The following is a 17,936-nucleotide window of genomic DNA, read 5'->3' on the forward strand; positions in this document are numbered from 1 at the left end:
CGGTTCCACGGCGTCGCCACGCGCTACCTGCCCAATTACCTGGGCTGGCGCTGCGTGCTTGATGCAGGCCGCATCGATACCCCCGAAAGTATGCTGAAAGCAGCGATTGGGCACTTTCCACGGTTTGTGGTGACATAGCCCTTTTTTTTTGGGGGGGGGAGGGAGAAAATGACGAAACGTGGTATCAGAGGAAGACGTTGCCCATGCCGATACTGCCGGTATCCTTGACCATTTCATAGCAGCGGCACGACACGGCTTCCAGCCCGGCGGAATCGAGGATTTCAATATTGCCGCGGCTGTATGTAATCAAGCCTTGCTGCTGCAGGGCGCTGGCGGCTTTGGTGACGCCCACGCGGCGCACACCCAGTGCATGCGCGAGGAATTCGTGGGTCAGGTGGAATTTTTCCGATTGCAGGCGGTCGCGCGTAATCAGCAGCGAACGGGCCAAGCGCGCTTCCAGCACGTGGAAGCGGCTGCACACGGCGATCTGGATCGCCTGCGCCAGCAGCGTGTCCGTGTACCGGTACAGCAATTGGCGCAGCGATTCCATGCGCGCAAATTCATGGCAAAAATCTGCCGCATGAATGCGCGTAGCGCCGCCCGCGCGCTGCACGACAGCGCGCACCTGCGCCAGCTGGTGGCCCAGCGCCACGGATGAACCGATCATGCCTTCGCGGCCGACCGAACCGACTTCCAAGGTCATCCGCCCTTCCGCCACGGCCAGCAGCGAAATCAAGCCGTCGGTGGGGAAATAAATGTATTCGATGGCTTGGCCCGGTTCATACAGCACGTCGCCCATTCCCATGTGGACACTGTCGCACATGGTTTCCAAATGCAGCAAATCTTCTTCCGGCAAGCTGGCCAGCAAGCGGTTGCCTGCCGCATGCGGCGGTACAGGGCTTCCGGAATGGTGGACATAGGTGAGGTTCATGGCTCCAAAGCGTAAAGGGAGGCTATACCCATGTATGTACGGTGACGCACGGAACTGCACGGCCCGGCGCGGGACAATGCAGCATTGAGTAACTGATGAGGACACAACCATGAATACCAACCGTACCCACCCGCTGCTGCTGGTTGCAGCGGTCGCCGTCGTGCTGTTCTGCACGTTCGGCATTGCATCGATACTGGGCTGGCTGCCCTCGCGCACCAGCGACACGGCCACGCAGGCGACCTCCCCGGCGTATGCCGTGGGCGATTCCGGCACGTCCGCCGCCTATGGTTCCACTGCGGCGCCAGGCGCCGGCGTTTCTTCCGGCGTTTCTTCTTATGGCGCCAGCGGTTCCGGTACCGCGCCACAGTCGAACTACGTGGCCGGCCCCGCACCGGCTCGCGATTACACGCCGGCCCGCAACACCGCGCCGGTGCGTGAAGTGGAACCTGCGTACCACACGGCCCAGGCGCCTGCCGCGCCAGCTGTTTGCAGCAGTTGCGGCGTGGTGGAGAGCATTCACCAGGAAACCCATCGCGCTCAGGGCAGCGGCCTGGGCGCCGGCGCCGGCGCCGTGGTCGGCGGTCTGCTGGGGCACCAGATTGGCGGCGGCACGGGCCGCCAGCTGGCCACGGTGGCGGGTGCGGTCGGCGGCGCCGTCGTCGGCAACCAGGTGGAAGGCAATGCCCGCGCCACGCACACGTATGTGATCACGGTGCGCATGGATAACGGCAAAGTCCGCACTTTCCACCAAAGCGCCCAGCCGGGCTGGCGTCCTGGCGACCCGGTCCGCATCGTCAACGGTGCGCTGCATTCCCGGTAATCCAGCGGGATCCCGTCTTCAACCCGGCTGCGGCCGGGTTTTTTGTTTCTTTCCAATAAGTAAATGTTGCATTTTTGTAGTGTCAAGCCATATGGTGTGATACCGCACAGAGCGGCCCATTGCCCGCCGCTGACAATCGTTCGAAACAACTCATCCGTGGAGAACGCTATGGGAAAGCTGCTGTGGGCCTGGACCATTCTGGCTGGCTTGATGCTGGCCCGGCTGGGATACAACGAATTGGCGATGCCGGAAACCGCGTCGCCGGAAGTGACAGCCACCTTGCTGTTGACGGGTGGCTTGCTGACCGGGCTGGTAGGCGCCACGGGCCTGTGCGGCTTGCTGGGCTGGGTCGTGCAAGCACCAACCCTGCCACGCGGCGACTGAGGTTACAGCACTGTACGGCAACGTACAGATGCTCAGGACAACGGCGCAGATAATGAAGTCTCTTGAAAGCTGAAATGAGGATGCGCGGCCTAAAGGCCCTGCTCCCTTTAACCTAAAAGTCGAGAGGAAACTATCATGCTCTACACAATTGCCGTTGTATTGCTTATCCTGTGGCTGCTGGGGGTCGTGACGTCGTACACGATCGGTGGCTTTATCCACGTGCTGCTGGTGGTCGCCATTATTATGGTGCTGCTGCGCCTGATCAGCGGACGGGGCATATAGCGCCACACAGGTGTATGCTGGCAACTTCACACGCCAAGGAGTTGCTATGAACCGCATCCCGCTTCTGGCCGCCCTCGCTGCGGCCGCCTCCTTCACTTTCCCCGCCCTGGCTGCAGACACCATGCGTCCGGGCCTGTGGGAAATCACCAGCACTATCCAGTCCGGCAACAGCCAGGCCATGGCAGCGATGGCCGAAGCCAGGAAGCAAATGGCCGCGATGGCGCCGGAGCAGCGGAAAATGATCGAAGACATGATGGCCAAACAAGGCGTGGGCATGGCCATGAATGGCGACGGCAGCGTCAAGGTCACGTACTGCGTCACCAAGGAAATGGCGGCGCGCCGCGAAATTCCCACGTCGCAGCAAGGCCACTGCACCAGCACGTCGACACCGACCGCAACCGGCATGAACGTCAGCTTCAAGTGCGACAATCCGCCATCGAGCGGCACCGGGCAAGTCACACTGCAAGGCGATTCCGCCTATACAACAACGATGCATGTCACCAGTACGGCGCGGGGCAAGCCGGAAACCATGACGGTCGATGCGTCGGGACGGTGGCTGTCAGCGGATTGCGGCGCCAAAGCACCCAAGTGATTAAAATGAATGGCGCAAGCCGATGGTCAGGGCGCGGTTGCCGCTGCCCCGTTCTGACGCATTGCCGACCGTATAGCGGGCGCCGTTGCGATTATCGATCTTGCCGTAGGCGGCATACACGCTGGTGCGTTTGGACAGCGCATACGTGACGCCGGCCGCCAGTTGCGTTGCATCGCGGTTGGCGGCGGAGCGGTCATCCTTGCGGATCGCCGACAGCATGAACGTGGCGTTACCGTATGGTACGGATATGCCGGCAATCAAATCGCGGCTGCGGTCGGTAAAGGCCGGCACCACCATCGTGCCATAGGGCGCCACCGGGTCATACGGCGCGCTGCCAAAGCCCCGGTTGACGCCATACCCCACGTAAATCGTCGCGTACTTCAGCGCCATGTTGGCGGCAATCAGCGTGTTGCGCGATGAATAGTCAACCAGCGGCACCACGCCCGTCGCATCGGACAGGTTATAGCGGCGCTGGTGCGCAAGCCGCAGCGTGAACGGCGCGTGTTCGAAACCAATGATGGCGCCATAAGCGCGGTTGAATTTATTGCTGAACGGCGATTCGCCAAAGCTGTAAATTGCGCCGGCGCTCCAGCCGTTGACAGTCGGCGTCACGTATTTGACCGTGTTGTCGAAGCGCCGGACAGCAGAGCCAGCAATATTGCTGGCCGCGCCCGCCATGCCGCCATGGAATGGATCGGCCACGCCGGTCAGCGCTTCATAGCTCAAGCTGTATTGGCGGCCCAACGTCAGCACGCCCCAGCGGCTGTCCAGGCCAATGAATGCCTGGCGGCCAAACAATTTATCCGGATCACCGGCGCCCGTATCGGCATGCACCCCGGCCTCCAGCCGGTATACGGCAGCCACGTCGCCGTTGAGTTTTTCGCGCCCTGCTATGCCCACATGGGATTCGCTCGCCACGCCACTGGAAACGCGGGTGGCAGGACAAGCCGTGGTGCAACCCCGCTCCGCCACCACGCCCGCATCGAGCGTGCCATATAGGGTGGCAGCCGGCTGGTCTTGCGCCATGGCCGGCAATGGCATCAGCAACACAATGATCCAGTGCGAGGTCTTCATGATGGCTTACTGTACCTCTGCCACAGCCTGCATTTCTGTGCGCGCGCACACACTCGCCAGCAGCACCAACCATGCGCCAGCTATGGCTGGGTTCATTACAATTCAACACTATGAATATCCGACAATTCCGCTGCTGGCTTGCTGTACTGGCGACGTGCTGGTCGCTGATGGCGTGCGCGTCGCTGCCGCCGGTCGCACCGGCCGTCATCACGCCGGTCGCCGCGCCGAATATTGAAACGCCGCATGGCAAGGTGCCTGCCCCGGCCGCCGTGTCGCTGTTGAAGAAACGGTGGGCCAAAGGCGCGCTGGACCTGGCGCAGCAAGCCGCGCTGGAAGAAGCCGCCACGGGCGTGCCGCTAATCGCAGGCAACAAGGTGGACTTGCTGTTCGACGGCCCGCAAACCATGAAAGCCATGATGGCGGCGATTTCGCAGGCAAAAAACAACATCAACTTTGAAACGTATATCTTCGACCAGGATGAACTGGGCGAACAGTTTGCCAGCCTGCTGCTGGACAAGCAGCGCCAGGGCGTCACTGTCAACATCATGTATGACAGCGTGGGCACCATCGGCGTGCCGCAAGCATTTTTCGACCGCATGCGCGCGGGCGGCATCAAGCTGGTGGCGTTCAATCCCATCAACCCCGCCAAGGTGCGGGGCAATGGCTGGAAGGTCAACAACCGCGACCACCGCAAAATCCTCATTGTCGATGGCAAGGTCGCCTTTACCGGCGGCATCAATATCAGCGATACGTATTCCAAGAGCTCCCCCTTCCGCTCGAAGACGCGGCCCGCGGACCCGTCGCAAGTCGGCTGGCGCGATACGCACGTACGCATTGAAGGCCCGGCTGTCGCAGCATTCCAATGGATGTTCATCCAGAACTGGACCAACCAGGATGCCGATGACTTACGCGATGCGGATTACTTCCCCACGCTGACGGCGCAGGGCGACCGCATCGTGCGCGTGCTGGGCAGCAAGCCTGGCGGCAAGTTTGAAATTTACAAGGCGTACCTGCTGGCCATGCAGGAAGCCAAAAAATCCATCCACATTACGATGGCGTATTTCGTGCCGGATGAACAAACGCTGAAGGCGCTGAAAGATGCGGCGCGCCGTGGCGTCGACGTGCGTATCGTGTTGCCCAGCGTGTCGGACAGCGGTCTCGTATTCCACGCCGGCCGTGCGTTCTATGATGATTTACTGTCGTCCGGCGTGAAAATCCATGAATTGAAACTGGCCGTCCTGCACGCGAAAACTGCCGTGATTGACGGCGTCTGGTCCACCGTCGGCTCCACCAACCTCGATACGCGCAGCTTCATGCACAACAGTGAAGTCAGCGTGGTCATCATGGGCGCCGGATTCGGCGATGAAATGGAGCGGGCGTTCCAGGAAGACGTGAAAAATTCCACGGAAGTCACGCTCGATGCGTGGCGCGCGCGGCCCTGGAGCATGCGCTTCAAGGAATGGTCGGCGCGCCTGTGGGATTACTGGCTGTGACGGCAGTGCTCCGCTTTCCACGCATCGCCAACACGGCAAAACGTATCGGCGCTGTCTGCCACGAATTCCTCGCCATTCCACTGGTAGCGCGCAACGTGCACGTGGTCCGGTTCAATGCGCAGCACGTTGAAGGCATTGTCCTCGCCCCGCGTGCGGGTGGAGGTGGCGGTCCCGGCCTGCACCGCCAGCGCTGCATAGCCGGTAATCGGGTAACGGTCGTCACTGCTGCCCGCGTGGCTGCTGTGCACGTGGCCGGCCAATAACACATCGACGCCGCATTCGGCGAACGCTTGCATGGCCATCGGTGCGCGGTCCACCAAATCGTCCGGATTAGCGTGCGCCGGCAAATCAAACGGGTGGTGTGTGACGACAATGCGCACCACCCCGTCCTGCAATGCGCCAAAGCGCTGACGCAGCCACGCCACCTGTTCGCGGTTGATGCGGCCATCCTTGATGGTCAGCGAACGGGCCGTATTCAATCCCAGCACGGCGATTTCATCATCGATATAGACGGGCGCCAGGTCAGCCGTCACATACCGCTTGTATTTCCTCAACGGCGCCAGGAAGCGCGCTGCGACGTTAAACATGGGAATGTCATGGTTGCCCGGCACGATGATTTGCGGCTTGGGCAAGGTGTCGAGCCACGTCCGTGCTTGCTGGAATTGATGGCTGCGGGCACGCTGCGTCAAATCGCCCGACACCACCACCACGTGGGGCGCCAGCCGCTCAACGCAGGCGCGCAGCGGCGCCAGCAGCGCCTCGTTGATGCGTCCAAAATGCAAGTCCGATAAATGCACCAGCGTCCGCATAGCATTCTCCCTGGTTCAGCGCGGCGCCACCACGGTCAGCGCGCCGGGCCGGATACGGTACGCCAGCGGCGGCTGCATGATGGTGACTTCGCCATCCGTCGCCACCCGCAAGCGCATTTTACGGGAATCAATCGTCAATTCGCGCGCCGTCGCCACGTCGAAATCGCGCTGCTGCGCCAGCCGCCCCATCAATGCATTGCATGCGAGGCGCACGAGGCCCAGCCGCGTGGGGCGCTGCGCCACATATAAACTCAGCACACCACTGTCGAGCCGCTCGCGCTCGCCGATATTGAGTCCCTGCATTTGATACACATTGTTGCCGATGAAAACAAACGGCGTGCGCCGCGCATGGGCTGCGCCATCGATGTCGAGCCGTACGCTGAGGAAAGGATAGCGCTTCAGCGCGGCCAGCGCCGCCCAGCAAAACGCCAGCCATTTGCCGCGCCCCAGCCGGCGCTGCTGGCGTTCGCGGTCGCGCACGATGTCCGGATACAGGCCCAGGCTGGAATTGTTCAGGAAAATGCGCCCGTTGACCTCGCCCACATCCACCCGCGCGGGCCGGCCGTGCGCCAGGTTGGCAATGGCGCCATCGAGATCCAGCGGAATCCGCAAATCCTTTGCAAAATGGTTCAGTGTGCCCAGCGGCAGCACGCCAAAGCGGACCGGCGTATCCACCAGCACCGAAGCGACGGCATTGATGGTGCCATCGCCGCCACCGGCCGCCACCATGGCCACGCCGCGCGCCCGCGCCGCCTGCGCCGCCTCGATGAGCTCCGTACCGCTGTGGGCCAGCGTGATGTCGGCCAGCATGCCATGGGCGGCAAATTTTTCATGCAATTGCTGCTGGAATTGCGCGCAATAGCCCAAGCCGGCGCCGGCATTGATGATGACGGCAACCGGCGTATTCACAGCGCGCGTCCTTCGCGCCGGCGGCGCCACGTCGATACCCCGGTGATGCACACGGCCAGCCACCCCGCCCCTTCCAGCATGGCGCCGGCGATATCGGTTGGATAATGCGCGCCCAGGTACATGCGGCTGGCCCCCACCAGCAACACCATTGCGGCGCAAGCCAGCACGGCCACTACCCGCGTATGCCGCTGCCGCGCCTGCATCACCAGGTACGATGCCAGCAAACCATACAGCAAGGTGGCGGACGAGGTATGGCCGCTGGGAAAGCTGTACGTGGCCAGGTTCACCAGCGGATCATCAAAGGCCGGCCGCGCGCGCTGGAACAGGTGCTTGACGAGCACGTTCAACAGCATGCCTCCCGGTACCGACAGCAACAGCGCCAGCAGCCAGTACCGTTCGCGCCGGCGCCACAGCAGCCATGCCAGCGCGCCAGTGAGCACCACCATGCCCGCCACGCTGTGCGCATGTGTCAGCACCAGCATCAGCACGGTCAGCGCGCGCCAGTCCGGCGACGACGCATAGCCGTGCAGCCAGTGCGATACCTGGGCATCGAACGCGGCCAGCCCGCTCAGCCGCACGACGTCGCCGGCCAGCCCGGCAAACAAAACCGCCGCGATGGCGATAATCAATACGCCGGCAGTCAGGTGCAGGCCGAATTCCGTATCCGGGGCCAGGCGGGCTTCAATGAAACGCAGTACGCGGGAGTGGGCGCGGGTAGTCAAGGCAATCAATTCGGCGCTGATGGCGCTGCGGTGTTATAAGGTTCCGACATGTTACCGGCGCCATAGCCGCTGCGGAAGCGCGCGGACGCGCCATAGCCGTCGCGCTGCGCGCGCACGATGGCGCCCATCGGGCGGTGTTCATCGACGCATTGCCACGGGCTGAACGTGACGGCGCCCTCCGCCGCGCGCGCCAGCATGCTGCTCCATGCGGGCTGTGGACGGGCGATGATGCGGGCCACGGGCACATAGTGGCTGGCGTCTTCCAGCCAGCCAAAGCCGCCATATTCCAGGCACACGCGCAATTCCCATTCCGCGCCATGGCGGGCAAAGTGTTCGATGAACGCGTCGCGCAAGCCCTGCGGGCCTGGCAAGCGCCGCGGCGCCTGGCCCCGCGACGCCGACACGGCGCACAATTGCGCCACATGGTCGCCGTAATGAATGCGCGCCTGGCTGAAATACGTTTCGCCCAGCAAGCGCCGGTCCGGCGCGCCGCCCATGACGAAGTCCTGCTCTGCCATGCGTCCGCCGTCCGGCACGGTGACTTTGACGGCCATGCCGCGCAGCAGCGGCGCGGACGACAGCCGCACGACAGCCGGATAGCACGCCGCCTTGCTGAAGATGCCTTGCGCCAGCGACGGGGGTAAATGGTCCAGCACACGCAATTCCGCTTGCAGCAAGCCGTGGCTGGTGAATTCGTCGAATGAATAGTGTGATGTGTCGCTCATGATGACTTTCCTTTTCCATGCGCGATTGTCGTCTGCGTGGCGGTCGGCGTCGGTATGCCAGCGCACATAAAACTGTTCAAAAAAACAACAGATGACAAAATTTACTGATTTTTCATACAGTACTGTGTTTTCAAACAGTAGTTGTGATACAGTGTTATCCATTGCAGCACACAACACACAACAGATAACACGCACTCATCATTCACCTCATTACGAAGGAATAGCAATGACTACCATGAATAGCAGCTTCGGCTCCCGTTTTGGCCTGGAATATGCCCCGACTTCTTTCCTGGCGCGCTTTGGCCGCCGCGAGGTGCTGGTATGCCGTGACTTCCGCAAGCGTTTTTATGCCGTCAACCCGCTGATCGAATGCGATACCGGTGTCCAGCAAGGCCACGTGGAAATCCTGCTGCTGCGCCGCTGGCTGCTGATCTTGTCGAAGGCATCGATGCACTGATTGTCACAGCTGCTGGTATTGCTCGCGTAAAAAGTCGCGCAGCAGCAGCACGGTCGGCGTCACTTGCGCCCGGTGCATGCACACGAGGTGCAATGGCGTCGGCTCCCCCAGCCACTCCGGTAACAGAATTTGCAGGCGGCCATGGCGCAAATCATCGGCCAGGTCCATGCGTGATTTGTACACGATGCCCTGCCCTGCGACGGCCCAGCGCCGCACCAGGTCGGCATCATCGGCACAGCGGTTGCCTTGCACTAGCAGCGTGACCGGCTTGCCGTCCCCGCTGCCATCAGGCGGGTAAAACGTCCAGCGGTTGTGGACCACGTCTTCCAGCACATAGCACAGGCAGTTGTGGCGGACCAGGTCCGCCAGCGACGCGGGTTTGCCATGCTTGCGCACATACTCGGGCGAAGCCGCCAGCGCGCGCCGGTTATCGGGCGCGATCGGCATCGCCACCATGGTGGAATCGTCTTGCCGCCCATAGCGCAGCGCCAGGTCCACCGGCTGGCGGAACATGTCCGCCTGGCGGTCGCTGACGCTCAACTGGTATTGCACGTTCGGATACTGGGCCTGGAATTTATCGAGCCAGTACAGCAAGGTATTGCGGCCCAGGTCGGACGGCATGGCGATGCGCAGCAAGCCGCCCGGCGTTTCCTTGCGCTGCACCAGCTTGTCGTGCCCTTCCTTCAATTGCCGCAGCGCTTCGCGCGCATGCAGCAAATATTGCTCGCCCTCATCTGTCAGCCGCAGCGAACGCGTGGTGCGGACAACTAAACGCAAACCCAGCGTGCCTTCCAGCCGTTTCAAGGCAGCCGAAGCCAGTGCCGGCGACATTTCCAGCGTGCGCGCTGCCGCCGACAAACTGCCTTCGTCTGCTGTCCGCACGAACACGGATAAATCATCGAATCGCAGCAATTTTCAAAAATCCTTTGAAAGTGTTTCTATGAAGGCAGTCTTTTTCTGCACTTCGAAATAAATGATGATACTCCCATCGCAAACACACTGAGGAGTCACCCCATGAAAGCCATTGCTTACCACGCCAGCCTGCCCATCGAACATGCCGATGCCCTGGTCGATATCGAATTGCCGGCGCCACAAGTGTCCGGCCGCGACTTGCTGGTGGAAGTCAAAGCCGTTTCCGTCAACCCGGTCGATACGAAAATCCGCCGCAACGTCGCGCCTGCCGAAGGCCAGGCCAAAGTGCTGGGCTGGGATGCGGCCGGCATCGTCAAAGCCGTGGGCCCGGACGTGACCCTGTTCAAGGCCGGCGATGAAGTATGGTATGCAGGCGACCTGACGCGTCCGGGCACCAACAGTGAATTGCACCTGGTGGATGAACGCATCGTCGGCCGCAAGCCGGCCAGCCTGGATTTCGGCAAAGCTGCCGCCTTGCCGCTGACTGCCATCACCGCATGGGAAATGCTGTTCGACCGCTTGCAAGTGCCGCGCACGCCGGAACAGCGCGGTGAAGCCATCCTCATCATTGGTGCGGCGGGCGGCGTCGGCTCCATCCTCGTGCAACTGGCGCGCAAGCTGACAGGCTTGACCGTCATCGGCACGGCGTCGCGCAGCGACACGGCAGCGTGGGTGGAACAATTGGGTGCGCACTACGTCATCGACCACAGCAAACCATTGAATGAAGAAATCAAGCGCCTGGGCTTGCCGCCCGTAAAATACGTGGCTGCGCTGACGCACACGGACAAGCACTTTGCCGCCATTGCCGACCTGATTGCGCCGCAAGGCAAGCTGGCGCTGATTGATGACCCGGAATCGCTGGATGTGCGCGCACTGAAATTAAAGAGCGTGTCGCTGCACTGGGAAATGATGTTCACGCGTTCGATGTACCAGACGGACGACATGGCGCAGCAGCATGCATTGCTCAATGATGTGGCCGCGCTGGTTGATAGCGGCGTGCTGAAAACCACACTGGGCGAACGCTTTGGCGCCATCAACGCGGCGAATTTGAAGCGTGCGCATGCGCTGATTGAAAGCAACCGCGCCAAGGGCAAGATTGTGCTGGAAGGCTTCTAAGCGCCGCTCCCGCCATGTAATTCGCGCAGCAATGCCAGCGCCCGCTCATCATGTTCATGCAGCATGCTTTGCAACGCGCTGGCCGTGTCATACGACTGGTTCAGCAGGGCGACGAAATTTTCCTGCAGCCGCATCAGGCGGCGCGAACTGTAACCGACGCCGTCAAACAGGCGCGTGACATCAACGCAAATGTCGCGCAAATCCGCCAGCGTACGTTTGGTGGCTTCGATATCGTCGCGCATGCCCATGCCGACATCAACCAGTTCGATTTCCGCGCCATCCCGCGTACACAGCCGGTGCATGGATTCATGCCACGCTTCAATCCGGGCGCCGATGCGGCGGATGCGGATAATCTTGGATTCCATTTCCCAGCAATACTGGATGGAAAACAGCCAATATGGCAGACGCGCCAGCGCCGCCGGCACGCCAACGGCGGCAAGGCGCTGTTCCAGCTGCCGCAACTTCTGCAGCCGGTCCCAGATCGTCAAGTTGACGGGATGCGGTCGCATGGGCACTCTCCACTGATGCGCAGCAAACGCGCGCAGCAAATCCAGTATAGCTGGCGCACGCCATCAATTGGCGCACAGCATGCGGCAACTCGTACGCAGCGGCTATTTCGCGGCGCCGGTTTTCTCCTGCACCATGGCCCGCAAACGCCGCATCCCTGCCGGCACCAGCACTTGCGCCCCCAGCCCTAATGCCGCCGCCCCGGCCAGGCGCAGGAAATCGCCCACCGATTGCAGCCACGGGAAAAAGTGCAGCCCGGCCGCCGCCAGCACCGGTGCAAAAAAACCCGCCAGCAAGGCCGATCCCGCCACTGTCCCTGCCATCTTCAATAAGGACATCGCAGGCAAATACGTCAGCGACACCAGCCCGCCGATCAGCCCGGCCAGCAAGGCATCGTATTGCACGCCGAACAGCGAACCGCTCAGCGTAATGGTGCCGGCCGCAATCGCGATCGACGCAGTGGTAACAGCGGGTTCTGGCATGGGATTCCTTTCTGGGTGAGGGTCGGCAAGCTCTGCACTGTTGCCAATATATACAAGAATGAATACGGGATCAATACACGTTTGAATAATAATTTGCGTCAAACTATGCATGGATGTATAGTCCCAGCATGGACATCTCTACGCGGCTCAATGAAGCCATGAAAGCAGCGGGATACGACTCGCAAAGTGCGCTGGCGCGTGCTTCCGGTATCCCTCAACCGACCATTAACCGCATCCTGAACGGGGTGGGCAAGAAAGGGCCGGAAACCCATACGCTGGCAGCGCTGGCGGTGGCGTGCCACGTGTCATTTGAATGGCTGCATGAAGGCACGGGACGGCGCGAGCGCCACGGCGCCCCCGCTACGGCGCCCCGCTTTACGCCGGTGGAAGTGGCGCGCGACGAGGACGACCGCTTTTACCGCATTGATAAAGTCAGGCTGCGGCTATCGGCAGGCATCAGTGGTTTTGCCGTCGAGCCGGAAACCCACGATGGCAGCACCATCAGCATCCCGCGCGACTGGGCCGACCGCAACGGCTATGACCCGCAATACCTGATCGGCATTACCGTCAAGGGCGAAAGTATGGAACCGTCGCTGTATGAAGATGACCTGGTCATCATCAACACGGCAGATACCCGGCTGGTTGACGGCCTCGTGTATGCCTTCAATTACGAAGGTGAACCCGTCGTCAAGCGGCTGGTGCGCGACGCGGGCCAGTGGTGGCTGACGTCCGACAACCCCGATCAGCGTAAATACCACCGCAAAGTGTGCCGGGGCGCTGACTGCATCGTGATTGGCCGTGTCGTACGAAAAGAAAGTGACCGGATATAACCGACAAACTGCCTTAAGGAAACTTGACTAAATTCAATTATTTTCCAGGCGTGCATACAACACCTTTCCTCGTAATCCACGGCAATAGGGCATAGAATCAATTTAAAAGTCGTTCCTAAAATAAAGACATTACCGTTTGGGGGATCCCGTGGATATTAACTCTGTTCTGGACAGGTTATTACTTTGGCAGAAATTCATCATATTGAGCGTCATCGCATTGGTGCTGGCAGGCATCCCTGCCACGCTGTATATGCGTGAAGCAGGCAAGACGCTCGACGCTGCGCTGGGCGAACAAGCCGGCTTGCAGCCTACCGCCACGATTTTGAAGGTGATCCAGCTGACACAGCAGCACCGCGGCTTGTCCGCACTGGTGCTGGGCGGCGTGGAAGGCGTCAAGGATAAGCGCGAAGCGAAGCAAAAAGAAGTTGACGAGGCTTACGAAAAATTCGATGCGCTGGTCAAAGACTTCAACAATAAAGCCATCGACGATGCGTGGGCCACGCCCAAGCGTGAGTGGCAGGATTTGCGCAACCGGATCAGCAGCGGCGCCATTACCGTGCCGGAGAGCTATACGGCCCATACGGCGCTGATCCCCAAACTGCTGGTGGTCAATGACCTGACCAGCGACTTGTTCGGCCTGAGCCTGGATCCGGACGTCGACACGTACCAGCTGATTCAATCCATGTATTACCAGCTGCCCTATCTGACGGAAGAAACGGGCAAGATGCGCGCAAAAGGCGCGGGGTTGCTGGCCAAGCATGAAGCAACGCTGGAAGACCGGCAAGTGCTGGCCGCCATCATCGGCCGGGTCAACGACCGTTTGACGCAAACCCATACTGCCTTGAATAAAGCCTTCGTTGCCAACCCGGCCCTGCGCGACAAGCTGGAAGCCCAGTGGCAAAGCGCCTATGACTTGACGAACAAAGTCATGCAGCTGGCCAACACGCATATCGTCCGTCCGGAAACGCTGGAATTCCCTGGCACCGAATATGTCGCGCAGACCACCGCCGCCATCGACGCGCAATTTGCCGTTAACCAGGCGGCCAGCCGCCAGCTGGAAATCATGTTGAATGACAAGGTCAGCGACTTGCGCAAGACGCGCTGGATCATGATAGGCGCCATGGCAGGCTTGATCGCGCTGGCCGGCTTGCTGGCGCGCCTGATCGCCCGCTCCGTCAGCATGCCGCTGCAGCAAGCCGTGCACATTTCCGAACGCATTGCGCAGGGCGATTTGACCGCCCAGATCGATACCGGCGGCAGCAGTGAAACCGCGCAATTGATGCGGGCGCTGAAAGCCATGAATGACAGCCTGGTCAGCATCGTCAGCAGCGTGCGCGGCAGTATTAACGCCATCGGCGAAGCGTCCAACGACATTTCCACCGGCAACGCCGATTTGTCGTCGCGGACGGAAGCACAGGCGTCCAATCTGGAAGAAACCGCCGCGTCGATGGAACAAATCACGGCCACTGTGCGCAACAGCGCCGAACATGCGCGCGAGGCGGACCAGCTGGTCGGCAGCGCCACGTCGGTGGCGGCGCGCGGCGGCCAGGTGGTGGCGCAAGTGGTCGACACCATGGGCGCCATCAATGACAGTTCGCGCCGCATTGTCGACATCATCAGCGTGATTGACGGCATTGCGTTCCAGACCAATATCCTGGCGCTGAATGCGGCAGTGGAAGCTGCCCGCGCCGGCGAACAGGGCCGGGGCTTTGCCGTGGTGGCGTCAGAAGTACGTTCGCTGGCCCAGCGCTCGGCGTCCGCCGCCAAGGAAATCAAGGAATTGATCACCGACAGCGTGCAAAAAGTCGAGGCAGGCAATGCGCTGGCCAGTGAAGCCGGTAAAGCCATGCATGACGTCGTGGCCAGCGTGGAGCGCATTACCGGCATCATGGCGGGCATCATGATGGCGGCACAGGAACAAAGTACCGGCATCGAGCAAGTCAATCAGGCCATCAGCCAGATCGATGAAATGACACAGCAAAATGCCGCGCTGGTGGAACAGGCTGCCGCCGCATCGGAAAGTTTGCAGCAGCAGGCCGCGACCTTGCAGGATGCCGTGGCCGTATTTACGTTGCATGAACGCGACGCTGGCTATTCTTATCAAAGCCCGGCACAATTAACTCCACGAAAGCTTTCTCTCGTTTCCATTAACGGAATTGCTTAATCCTGTGGGGATTTTGTTTGAAATAAAACAAAATCCCCATATTGTTTGATTTAAGACAAATCAAAGCGGTTTATAAATATTTCGTCTTAAATTCCAAGCTAATTTGAATTTGTCCCTCTTGTTTTGCAAGTGCATAGTGGCCTCGCTGTCACTATTTACTGAAAATTAAAAGAGGGAATTATGCGCAACCTGCCACGTCTCACTTTGCTGGCGCTCGCCAGCGCCGCCACCGTTGCCGCCTACGCATCGGAAGCAGACCACCGGGAATTCGAAGCCACGCTGCACGCGCCGTACCGGACGCAGGCGGCCGCCAACGCCGCCGACCGCGATGCACGCAGCTTTACGCTGGCCTTCAGCTATCCGCACGTGCAACAGCCGCAATCCGTGCATTGGCAACTGGAATTGATCACGCCAAACGGCGACGTGCTGCAACAGTGGAGCGGCGTCGAAGCGCTGCACCACGGTACCGTGCAAGTCAACGTCGACTGGGATGGCCGCAGCGGCCGCGCCAGCCTGGCCGACGGCATTTACCAGGTGCGCCTGCGCGCGGTGTCGCTTGATGCGGCCGACAGCCCGGCCGGCGCCGCCGACGTCGCCGTGCCCCAGGCATTGGCCCGCAAGGATGCGGAAGTCATTGAACAGGCGTGGGACTTGGCAATCGGCCAGGTGCAGGCGCCAGCGATGCCCGCCTTCAAAGCCATGCCGTCTGGCGCCAACAGCGCTGCCGCAGCCAAGGCGGCAAAGGCTGCCGATGGCGGCCAGCAGCGCACGCGCCAGGGCGCCGTGGCGGCCACCGCTTCCCTGCCTTACACGGTTTATTACGGCAACATGCACAGCCAAACCAACCACAGCGATGGCGGCGGCGAGCTGGCGTCGTGCACGGGGGCGCAGGCGCCGCAAAGCGCCGCCTACGGCCCCGCCGATGCTTACGCCTATGCAAAAGGCCGCGGCCTGGATTTCCTGATGGCGTCCGAGCACAACCACATGTATGACGGCTCCGACAGCACCAATACGTCGGCCAGCCCTGCAACTGCCAAGGCGCTGTACCAGTCCGGCCTGACGGCGGCAGCCAACTACAACGCTGCCAACCCGTCGTTCCTGGGCATGTATGGCATGGAATGGGGCGTCATCAATAACGGCGGCCACCTGAACATCCTCAACGCCAATGAACTGGTGGGCTGGGAAAGCAACAGCAGCGGCCAATTGCTGGCTGACACTTTTGTGGCAAAAAATGATTACGCATCGCTGTACACGCTGATGCGCCAGCGCGGCTGGGTCGGCCAATTCAACCATCCGGAAAGCAGCGGCCAGTTCATCACCAATGGCGTCGCGCTGGGCTACACGGCCGATGGCGACCAGGCCATGGCGCTGTGCGAAGTGTTGAACACGTCCGCGTTTTCCACCAACACGACGGAATCGGAAACCGGCCGCAGCAATTACGAAAGCGCGTGCAAGAAAGCACTGGAAGCGGGTTTCCACGTGGCGTTTTCGTCGAACCAGGACAACCACTGCGCGAACTGGGGCGCGTCATACACCAACCGCACTGCCGTGCTGATCCCGGCCGGCACGGCGCTGACGCAGGCATCCATGCTGGAAGCCGTGCGCGCCCGCCGCGTCTTCGCCACCATGGATAAAACGTCGCAACTGGTGCTGACGGCCAATGGCCACATGATGGGCGAGCGCTTCAGCAACAATGGCGCGCTGACCTTGACGGCCAACTTCGCCAGCACCAGCGGCAAGACCGCGTCCACCGTGCAGATATTCGAAGGCGTGCCAGGACGCAATGGCACTGTCACGCAACTGTCGTCGTCGGCATCCACCACGGTGACGCCGGCCAACGGCGAGCACTTCTACTATGCGAAAGTCACGCAGAACGACGGCAACATCCTGTGGTCGGCGCCCGTGTGGGTGACGCAGGGCGCGGGCGCCGCCGACACTACGCCGCCAACGGTCTCGGCTTCGTCGTCCGGCACCAGCGGCACCATCACGCTGTCGGCCAGCGCCAGCGATAACGTGGGCGTGACGAACGTGGAATTCTATGTGGACGGCGCCCTGAAAGGCAGCGCCAGCACGGCGCCCTACTCGCTGGCATTCAATTCCACTACCGTGGCCAATGGCAGCCATACGCTGACGGCAAAAGCATATGATGCGGCAGGCAACAGCACGACGTCGGCCGGCGTGGCATTTTCCGTCAACAACGTCACGGCGCAGCAATTGATCGTCAACGGCGGCTTTGAATCAGGCGGCACGTCGTGGACCGCCACCAGCGGCGTGATTTCCAACGACGCCAGCGCGGCAGCGCGCACGGGCAGCTATAAAGCCTGGCTCAATGGCTATGGTTCGGCGCACACGGATACGCTGTACCAGCAAGTGGCGATCCCATCGACAGCTTCCACCGCCAGCCTGTCGTTCTGGCTGAAAGTATCGTCCGATGAAACCACGACCACGCAAGCGTATGACACGTTGAAAGTGCAAGTGCGCAATACCAGCGGCGCCGTGCTGGCCACCCTGGCCACGTACTCGAACTTGAACAAGGGCGCCAGCTACGTGCAGCGCACCTTCAACCTCGATGCGTACAAGGGACAAACCGTGCGCATTTACTTTGAAGGCATCGAAGGGTCGACGGTGCAGACGTCGTTCCTGATCGATGACGTAGCGGTCAACGTGCAGTAAGCCTGTCCAGCGGTGGCCGGCCCCGGCCACCGCTACTTACTTTCATGATGATTT

At 61.1% G+C, this 17,936-nt stretch carries 19 protein-coding genes and 1 pseudogene; 11 read left to right on the forward strand and 9 right to left on the reverse strand.

Annotated elements, in window-relative coordinates; all coding sequences use genetic code 11:
- Positions 1 to 138, forward strand: a pseudogene (locus tag GM668_RS28390) (IS1595 family transposase); the annotation flags it as partial.
- Between the two features lie 46 nt (positions 139 to 184).
- On the opposite strand, the gene GM668_RS28395 reads toward GM668_RS28390, so the two are convergent.
- Complete coding sequence (locus GM668_RS28395) at positions 185 to 931, reverse strand: Crp/Fnr family transcriptional regulator (RefSeq protein WP_155442348.1); 747 nt, start codon at positions 929 to 931, stop codon at positions 185 to 187.
- Positions 932 to 1,040: 109 nt separating this feature from the next.
- Here GM668_RS28395 and GM668_RS28400 point away from each other — a divergent pair, with 109 nt between their 5' ends.
- The 4 genes from GM668_RS28400 (at position 1,041) to GM668_RS28415 (ending at position 3,009) form a co-directional block, all read left to right on the forward strand.
- Positions 1,041 to 1,751 (forward strand): glycine zipper 2TM domain-containing protein, encoded by a 711-nt coding sequence (locus GM668_RS28400; protein WP_155442349.1) that lies wholly within the window; start codon positions 1,041 to 1,043, stop codon positions 1,749 to 1,751.
- A gap of 168 nt (positions 1,752 to 1,919) precedes the next feature.
- Positions 1,920 to 2,135, forward strand: a complete 216-nt coding sequence (locus GM668_RS28405; protein ID WP_155442350.1) for a hypothetical protein — start codon at positions 1,920 to 1,922, stop codon at positions 2,133 to 2,135.
- 135 nt (positions 2,136 to 2,270) lie between these two features.
- Positions 2,271 to 2,417 carry a lmo0937 family membrane protein gene (locus GM668_RS28410; RefSeq protein WP_154373617.1) on the forward strand — a complete coding sequence of 49 codons (147 nt, stop codon included), beginning with the start codon at positions 2,271 to 2,273 and terminating at the stop codon, positions 2,415 to 2,417.
- A 46-nt stretch (positions 2,418 to 2,463) separates the two neighbouring features.
- On the forward strand, positions 2,464 to 3,009 hold the full coding sequence (locus GM668_RS28415) for a DUF3617 domain-containing protein (RefSeq protein ID WP_155442351.1): 546 nt from the start codon (positions 2,464 to 2,466) through the stop codon (positions 3,007 to 3,009).
- On the opposite strand, the gene GM668_RS28420 is transcribed toward GM668_RS28415, so the two are convergent.
- Positions 3,010 to 4,083: a porin gene (locus tag GM668_RS28420; protein ID WP_155442352.1), complete on the reverse strand. Its 1,074-nt coding sequence runs from the start codon at positions 4,081 to 4,083 to the stop codon at positions 3,010 to 3,012.
- A gap of 110 nt (positions 4,084 to 4,193) precedes the next feature.
- Between GM668_RS28420 and cls the strand changes: the two genes are divergently transcribed.
- Positions 4,194 to 5,576 carry a cardiolipin synthase gene (gene cls / locus GM668_RS28425; protein ID WP_155442353.1) on the forward strand — a complete coding sequence of 461 codons (1,383 nt, stop codon included), beginning with the start codon at positions 4,194 to 4,196 and terminating at the stop codon, positions 5,574 to 5,576.
- Here cls and GM668_RS28430 read toward each other — a convergent pair.
- The 4 genes from GM668_RS28430 to GM668_RS28445 are packed head-to-tail and all read right to left on the reverse strand — an operon-like array spanning position 5,564 to position 8,741.
- Positions 5,564 to 6,385 (reverse strand): metallophosphoesterase family protein, encoded by an 822-nt coding sequence (locus GM668_RS28430; RefSeq protein ID WP_155442354.1) that lies wholly within the window; start codon positions 6,383 to 6,385, stop codon positions 5,564 to 5,566. The two genes, cls and GM668_RS28430, sit on opposite strands and share 13 nt — an antisense overlap.
- A 15-nt stretch (positions 6,386 to 6,400) precedes the next feature.
- The gene (locus GM668_RS28435; RefSeq protein ID WP_170305895.1) at positions 6,401 to 7,294 is read right to left on the reverse strand and encodes a diacylglycerol/lipid kinase family protein; all 894 of its coding nucleotides are present in this window, start codon (positions 7,292 to 7,294) and stop codon (positions 6,401 to 6,403) included.
- Positions 7,291 to 8,016: a phosphatase PAP2 family protein gene (locus GM668_RS28440; RefSeq protein WP_155442355.1), complete on the reverse strand. Its 726-nt coding sequence runs from the start codon at positions 8,014 to 8,016 to the stop codon at positions 7,291 to 7,293. The genes GM668_RS28435 and GM668_RS28440 overlap by 4 nt, the downstream gene beginning before the upstream one ends.
- 5 nt (positions 8,017 to 8,021) lie before the next feature.
- Positions 8,022 to 8,741 (reverse strand): catalase family protein, encoded by a 720-nt coding sequence (locus GM668_RS28445; RefSeq protein WP_155442356.1) that lies wholly within the window; start codon positions 8,739 to 8,741, stop codon positions 8,022 to 8,024.
- A 226-nt stretch (positions 8,742 to 8,967) separates the two neighbouring features.
- Between GM668_RS28445 and GM668_RS28450 the strand changes: the two genes are divergently transcribed.
- Complete coding sequence (locus GM668_RS28450; protein ID WP_155442357.1) at positions 8,968 to 9,198, forward strand: hypothetical protein; 231 nt, start codon at positions 8,968 to 8,970, stop codon at positions 9,196 to 9,198.
- Positions 9,199 to 9,201: 3 nt separating this feature from the next.
- On the opposite strand, the gene GM668_RS28455 is transcribed toward GM668_RS28450, so the two are convergent.
- A complete protein-coding gene (locus tag GM668_RS28455) occupies positions 9,202 to 10,110 on the reverse strand; it encodes a LysR family transcriptional regulator (RefSeq protein WP_155442358.1) in 909 nt (302 codons plus the stop codon).
- A gap of 102 nt (positions 10,111 to 10,212) precedes the next feature.
- On the opposite strand from GM668_RS28455, the gene GM668_RS28460 reads away from it, so the two are divergent.
- Positions 10,213 to 11,226, forward strand: coding sequence for a zinc-binding alcohol dehydrogenase family protein (locus GM668_RS28460; protein WP_155442359.1), 1,014 nt, complete (start codon positions 10,213 to 10,215; stop codon positions 11,224 to 11,226).
- Here GM668_RS28460 and GM668_RS28465 read toward each other — a convergent pair.
- Together GM668_RS28465 and GM668_RS28470 are read right to left on the reverse strand one after the other, a co-directional pair.
- Positions 11,223 to 11,735 (reverse strand): hypothetical protein, encoded by a 513-nt coding sequence (locus tag GM668_RS28465; protein ID WP_155442360.1) that lies wholly within the window; start codon positions 11,733 to 11,735, stop codon positions 11,223 to 11,225. The two genes, GM668_RS28460 and GM668_RS28465, sit on opposite strands and share 4 nt — an antisense overlap.
- 102 nt (positions 11,736 to 11,837) lie before the next feature.
- On the reverse strand, positions 11,838 to 12,215 hold the full coding sequence (locus GM668_RS28470) for a hypothetical protein (protein ID WP_155442361.1): 378 nt from the start codon (positions 12,213 to 12,215) through the stop codon (positions 11,838 to 11,840).
- Positions 12,216 to 12,343: 128 nt separating this feature from the next.
- Here GM668_RS28470 and GM668_RS28475 point away from each other — a divergent pair, with 128 nt between their 5' ends.
- The 3 genes from GM668_RS28475 (at position 12,344) to GM668_RS28485 (ending at position 17,882) form a co-directional block, all read left to right on the forward strand.
- A complete protein-coding gene (locus tag GM668_RS28475) occupies positions 12,344 to 13,045 on the forward strand; it encodes an XRE family transcriptional regulator (RefSeq protein ID WP_229500044.1) in 702 nt (233 codons plus the stop codon).
- A 202-nt stretch (positions 13,046 to 13,247) separates the two neighbouring features.
- Positions 13,248 to 15,209, forward strand: a complete 1,962-nt coding sequence (locus tag GM668_RS31650) for a methyl-accepting chemotaxis protein (protein WP_308506851.1) — start codon at positions 13,248 to 13,250, stop codon at positions 15,207 to 15,209.
- Between the two features lie 180 nt (positions 15,210 to 15,389).
- Entirely contained in the window at positions 15,390 to 17,882 is a 2,493-nt protein-coding gene (locus GM668_RS28485) for a CehA/McbA family metallohydrolase (RefSeq protein ID WP_170305896.1), read from the forward strand.
- Positions 17,883 to 17,936 lie beyond the last annotated feature (54 nt).

Source organism: Pseudoduganella ginsengisoli (assembly GCF_009720865.1).
In the GTDB taxonomy this organism is placed as follows: Bacteria; Pseudomonadota; Gammaproteobacteria; order Burkholderiales; family Burkholderiaceae_D; genus Rugamonas; species Rugamonas ginsengisoli.

What these genes read in the sequence shown, in the direction of transcription:
- GM668_RS28395 (WP_155442348.1), bottom strand. Translation starts at nt 931, where the DNA reads ATGAACCTCACCTATGTCCACCATTCCGGAAGCCCTGTACCGCCGCAT.
- GM668_RS28400 (WP_155442349.1), top strand. Translation starts at nt 1,041, where the DNA reads ATGAATACCAACCGTACCCACCCGCTGCTGCTGGTTGCAGCGGTCGCC.
- GM668_RS28405 (WP_155442350.1), top strand. Translation starts at nt 1,920, where the DNA reads ATGGGAAAGCTGCTGTGGGCCTGGACCATTCTGGCTGGCTTGATGCTG.
- GM668_RS28410 (WP_154373617.1), top strand. Translation starts at nt 2,271, where the DNA reads ATGCTCTACACAATTGCCGTTGTATTGCTTATCCTGTGGCTGCTGGGG.
- GM668_RS28415 (WP_155442351.1), top strand. Translation starts at nt 2,464, where the DNA reads ATGAACCGCATCCCGCTTCTGGCCGCCCTCGCTGCGGCCGCCTCCTTC.
- GM668_RS28420 (WP_155442352.1), bottom strand. Translation starts at nt 4,083, where the DNA reads ATGAAGACCTCGCACTGGATCATTGTGTTGCTGATGCCATTGCCGGCC.
- cls (WP_155442353.1), top strand. Translation starts at nt 4,194, where the DNA reads ATGAATATCCGACAATTCCGCTGCTGGCTTGCTGTACTGGCGACGTGC.
- GM668_RS28430 (WP_155442354.1), bottom strand. Translation starts at nt 6,385, where the DNA reads ATGCGGACGCTGGTGCATTTATCGGACTTGCATTTTGGACGCATCAAC.
- GM668_RS28445 (WP_155442356.1), bottom strand. Translation starts at nt 8,741, where the DNA reads ATGAGCGACACATCACACTATTCATTCGACGAATTCACCAGCCACGGC.
- GM668_RS28450 (WP_155442357.1), top strand. Translation starts at nt 8,968, where the DNA reads ATGACTACCATGAATAGCAGCTTCGGCTCCCGTTTTGGCCTGGAATAT.
- GM668_RS28460 (WP_155442359.1), top strand. Translation starts at nt 10,213, where the DNA reads ATGAAAGCCATTGCTTACCACGCCAGCCTGCCCATCGAACATGCCGAT.
- GM668_RS28465 (WP_155442360.1), bottom strand. Translation starts at nt 11,735, where the DNA reads ATGCGACCGCATCCCGTCAACTTGACGATCTGGGACCGGCTGCAGAAG.
- GM668_RS28470 (WP_155442361.1), bottom strand. Translation starts at nt 12,215, where the DNA reads ATGCCAGAACCCGCTGTTACCACTGCGTCGATCGCGATTGCGGCCGGC.
- GM668_RS28475 (WP_229500044.1), top strand. Translation starts at nt 12,344, where the DNA reads ATGGACATCTCTACGCGGCTCAATGAAGCCATGAAAGCAGCGGGATAC.
- GM668_RS28485 (WP_170305896.1), top strand. Translation starts at nt 15,390, where the DNA reads ATGCGCAACCTGCCACGTCTCACTTTGCTGGCGCTCGCCAGCGCCGCC.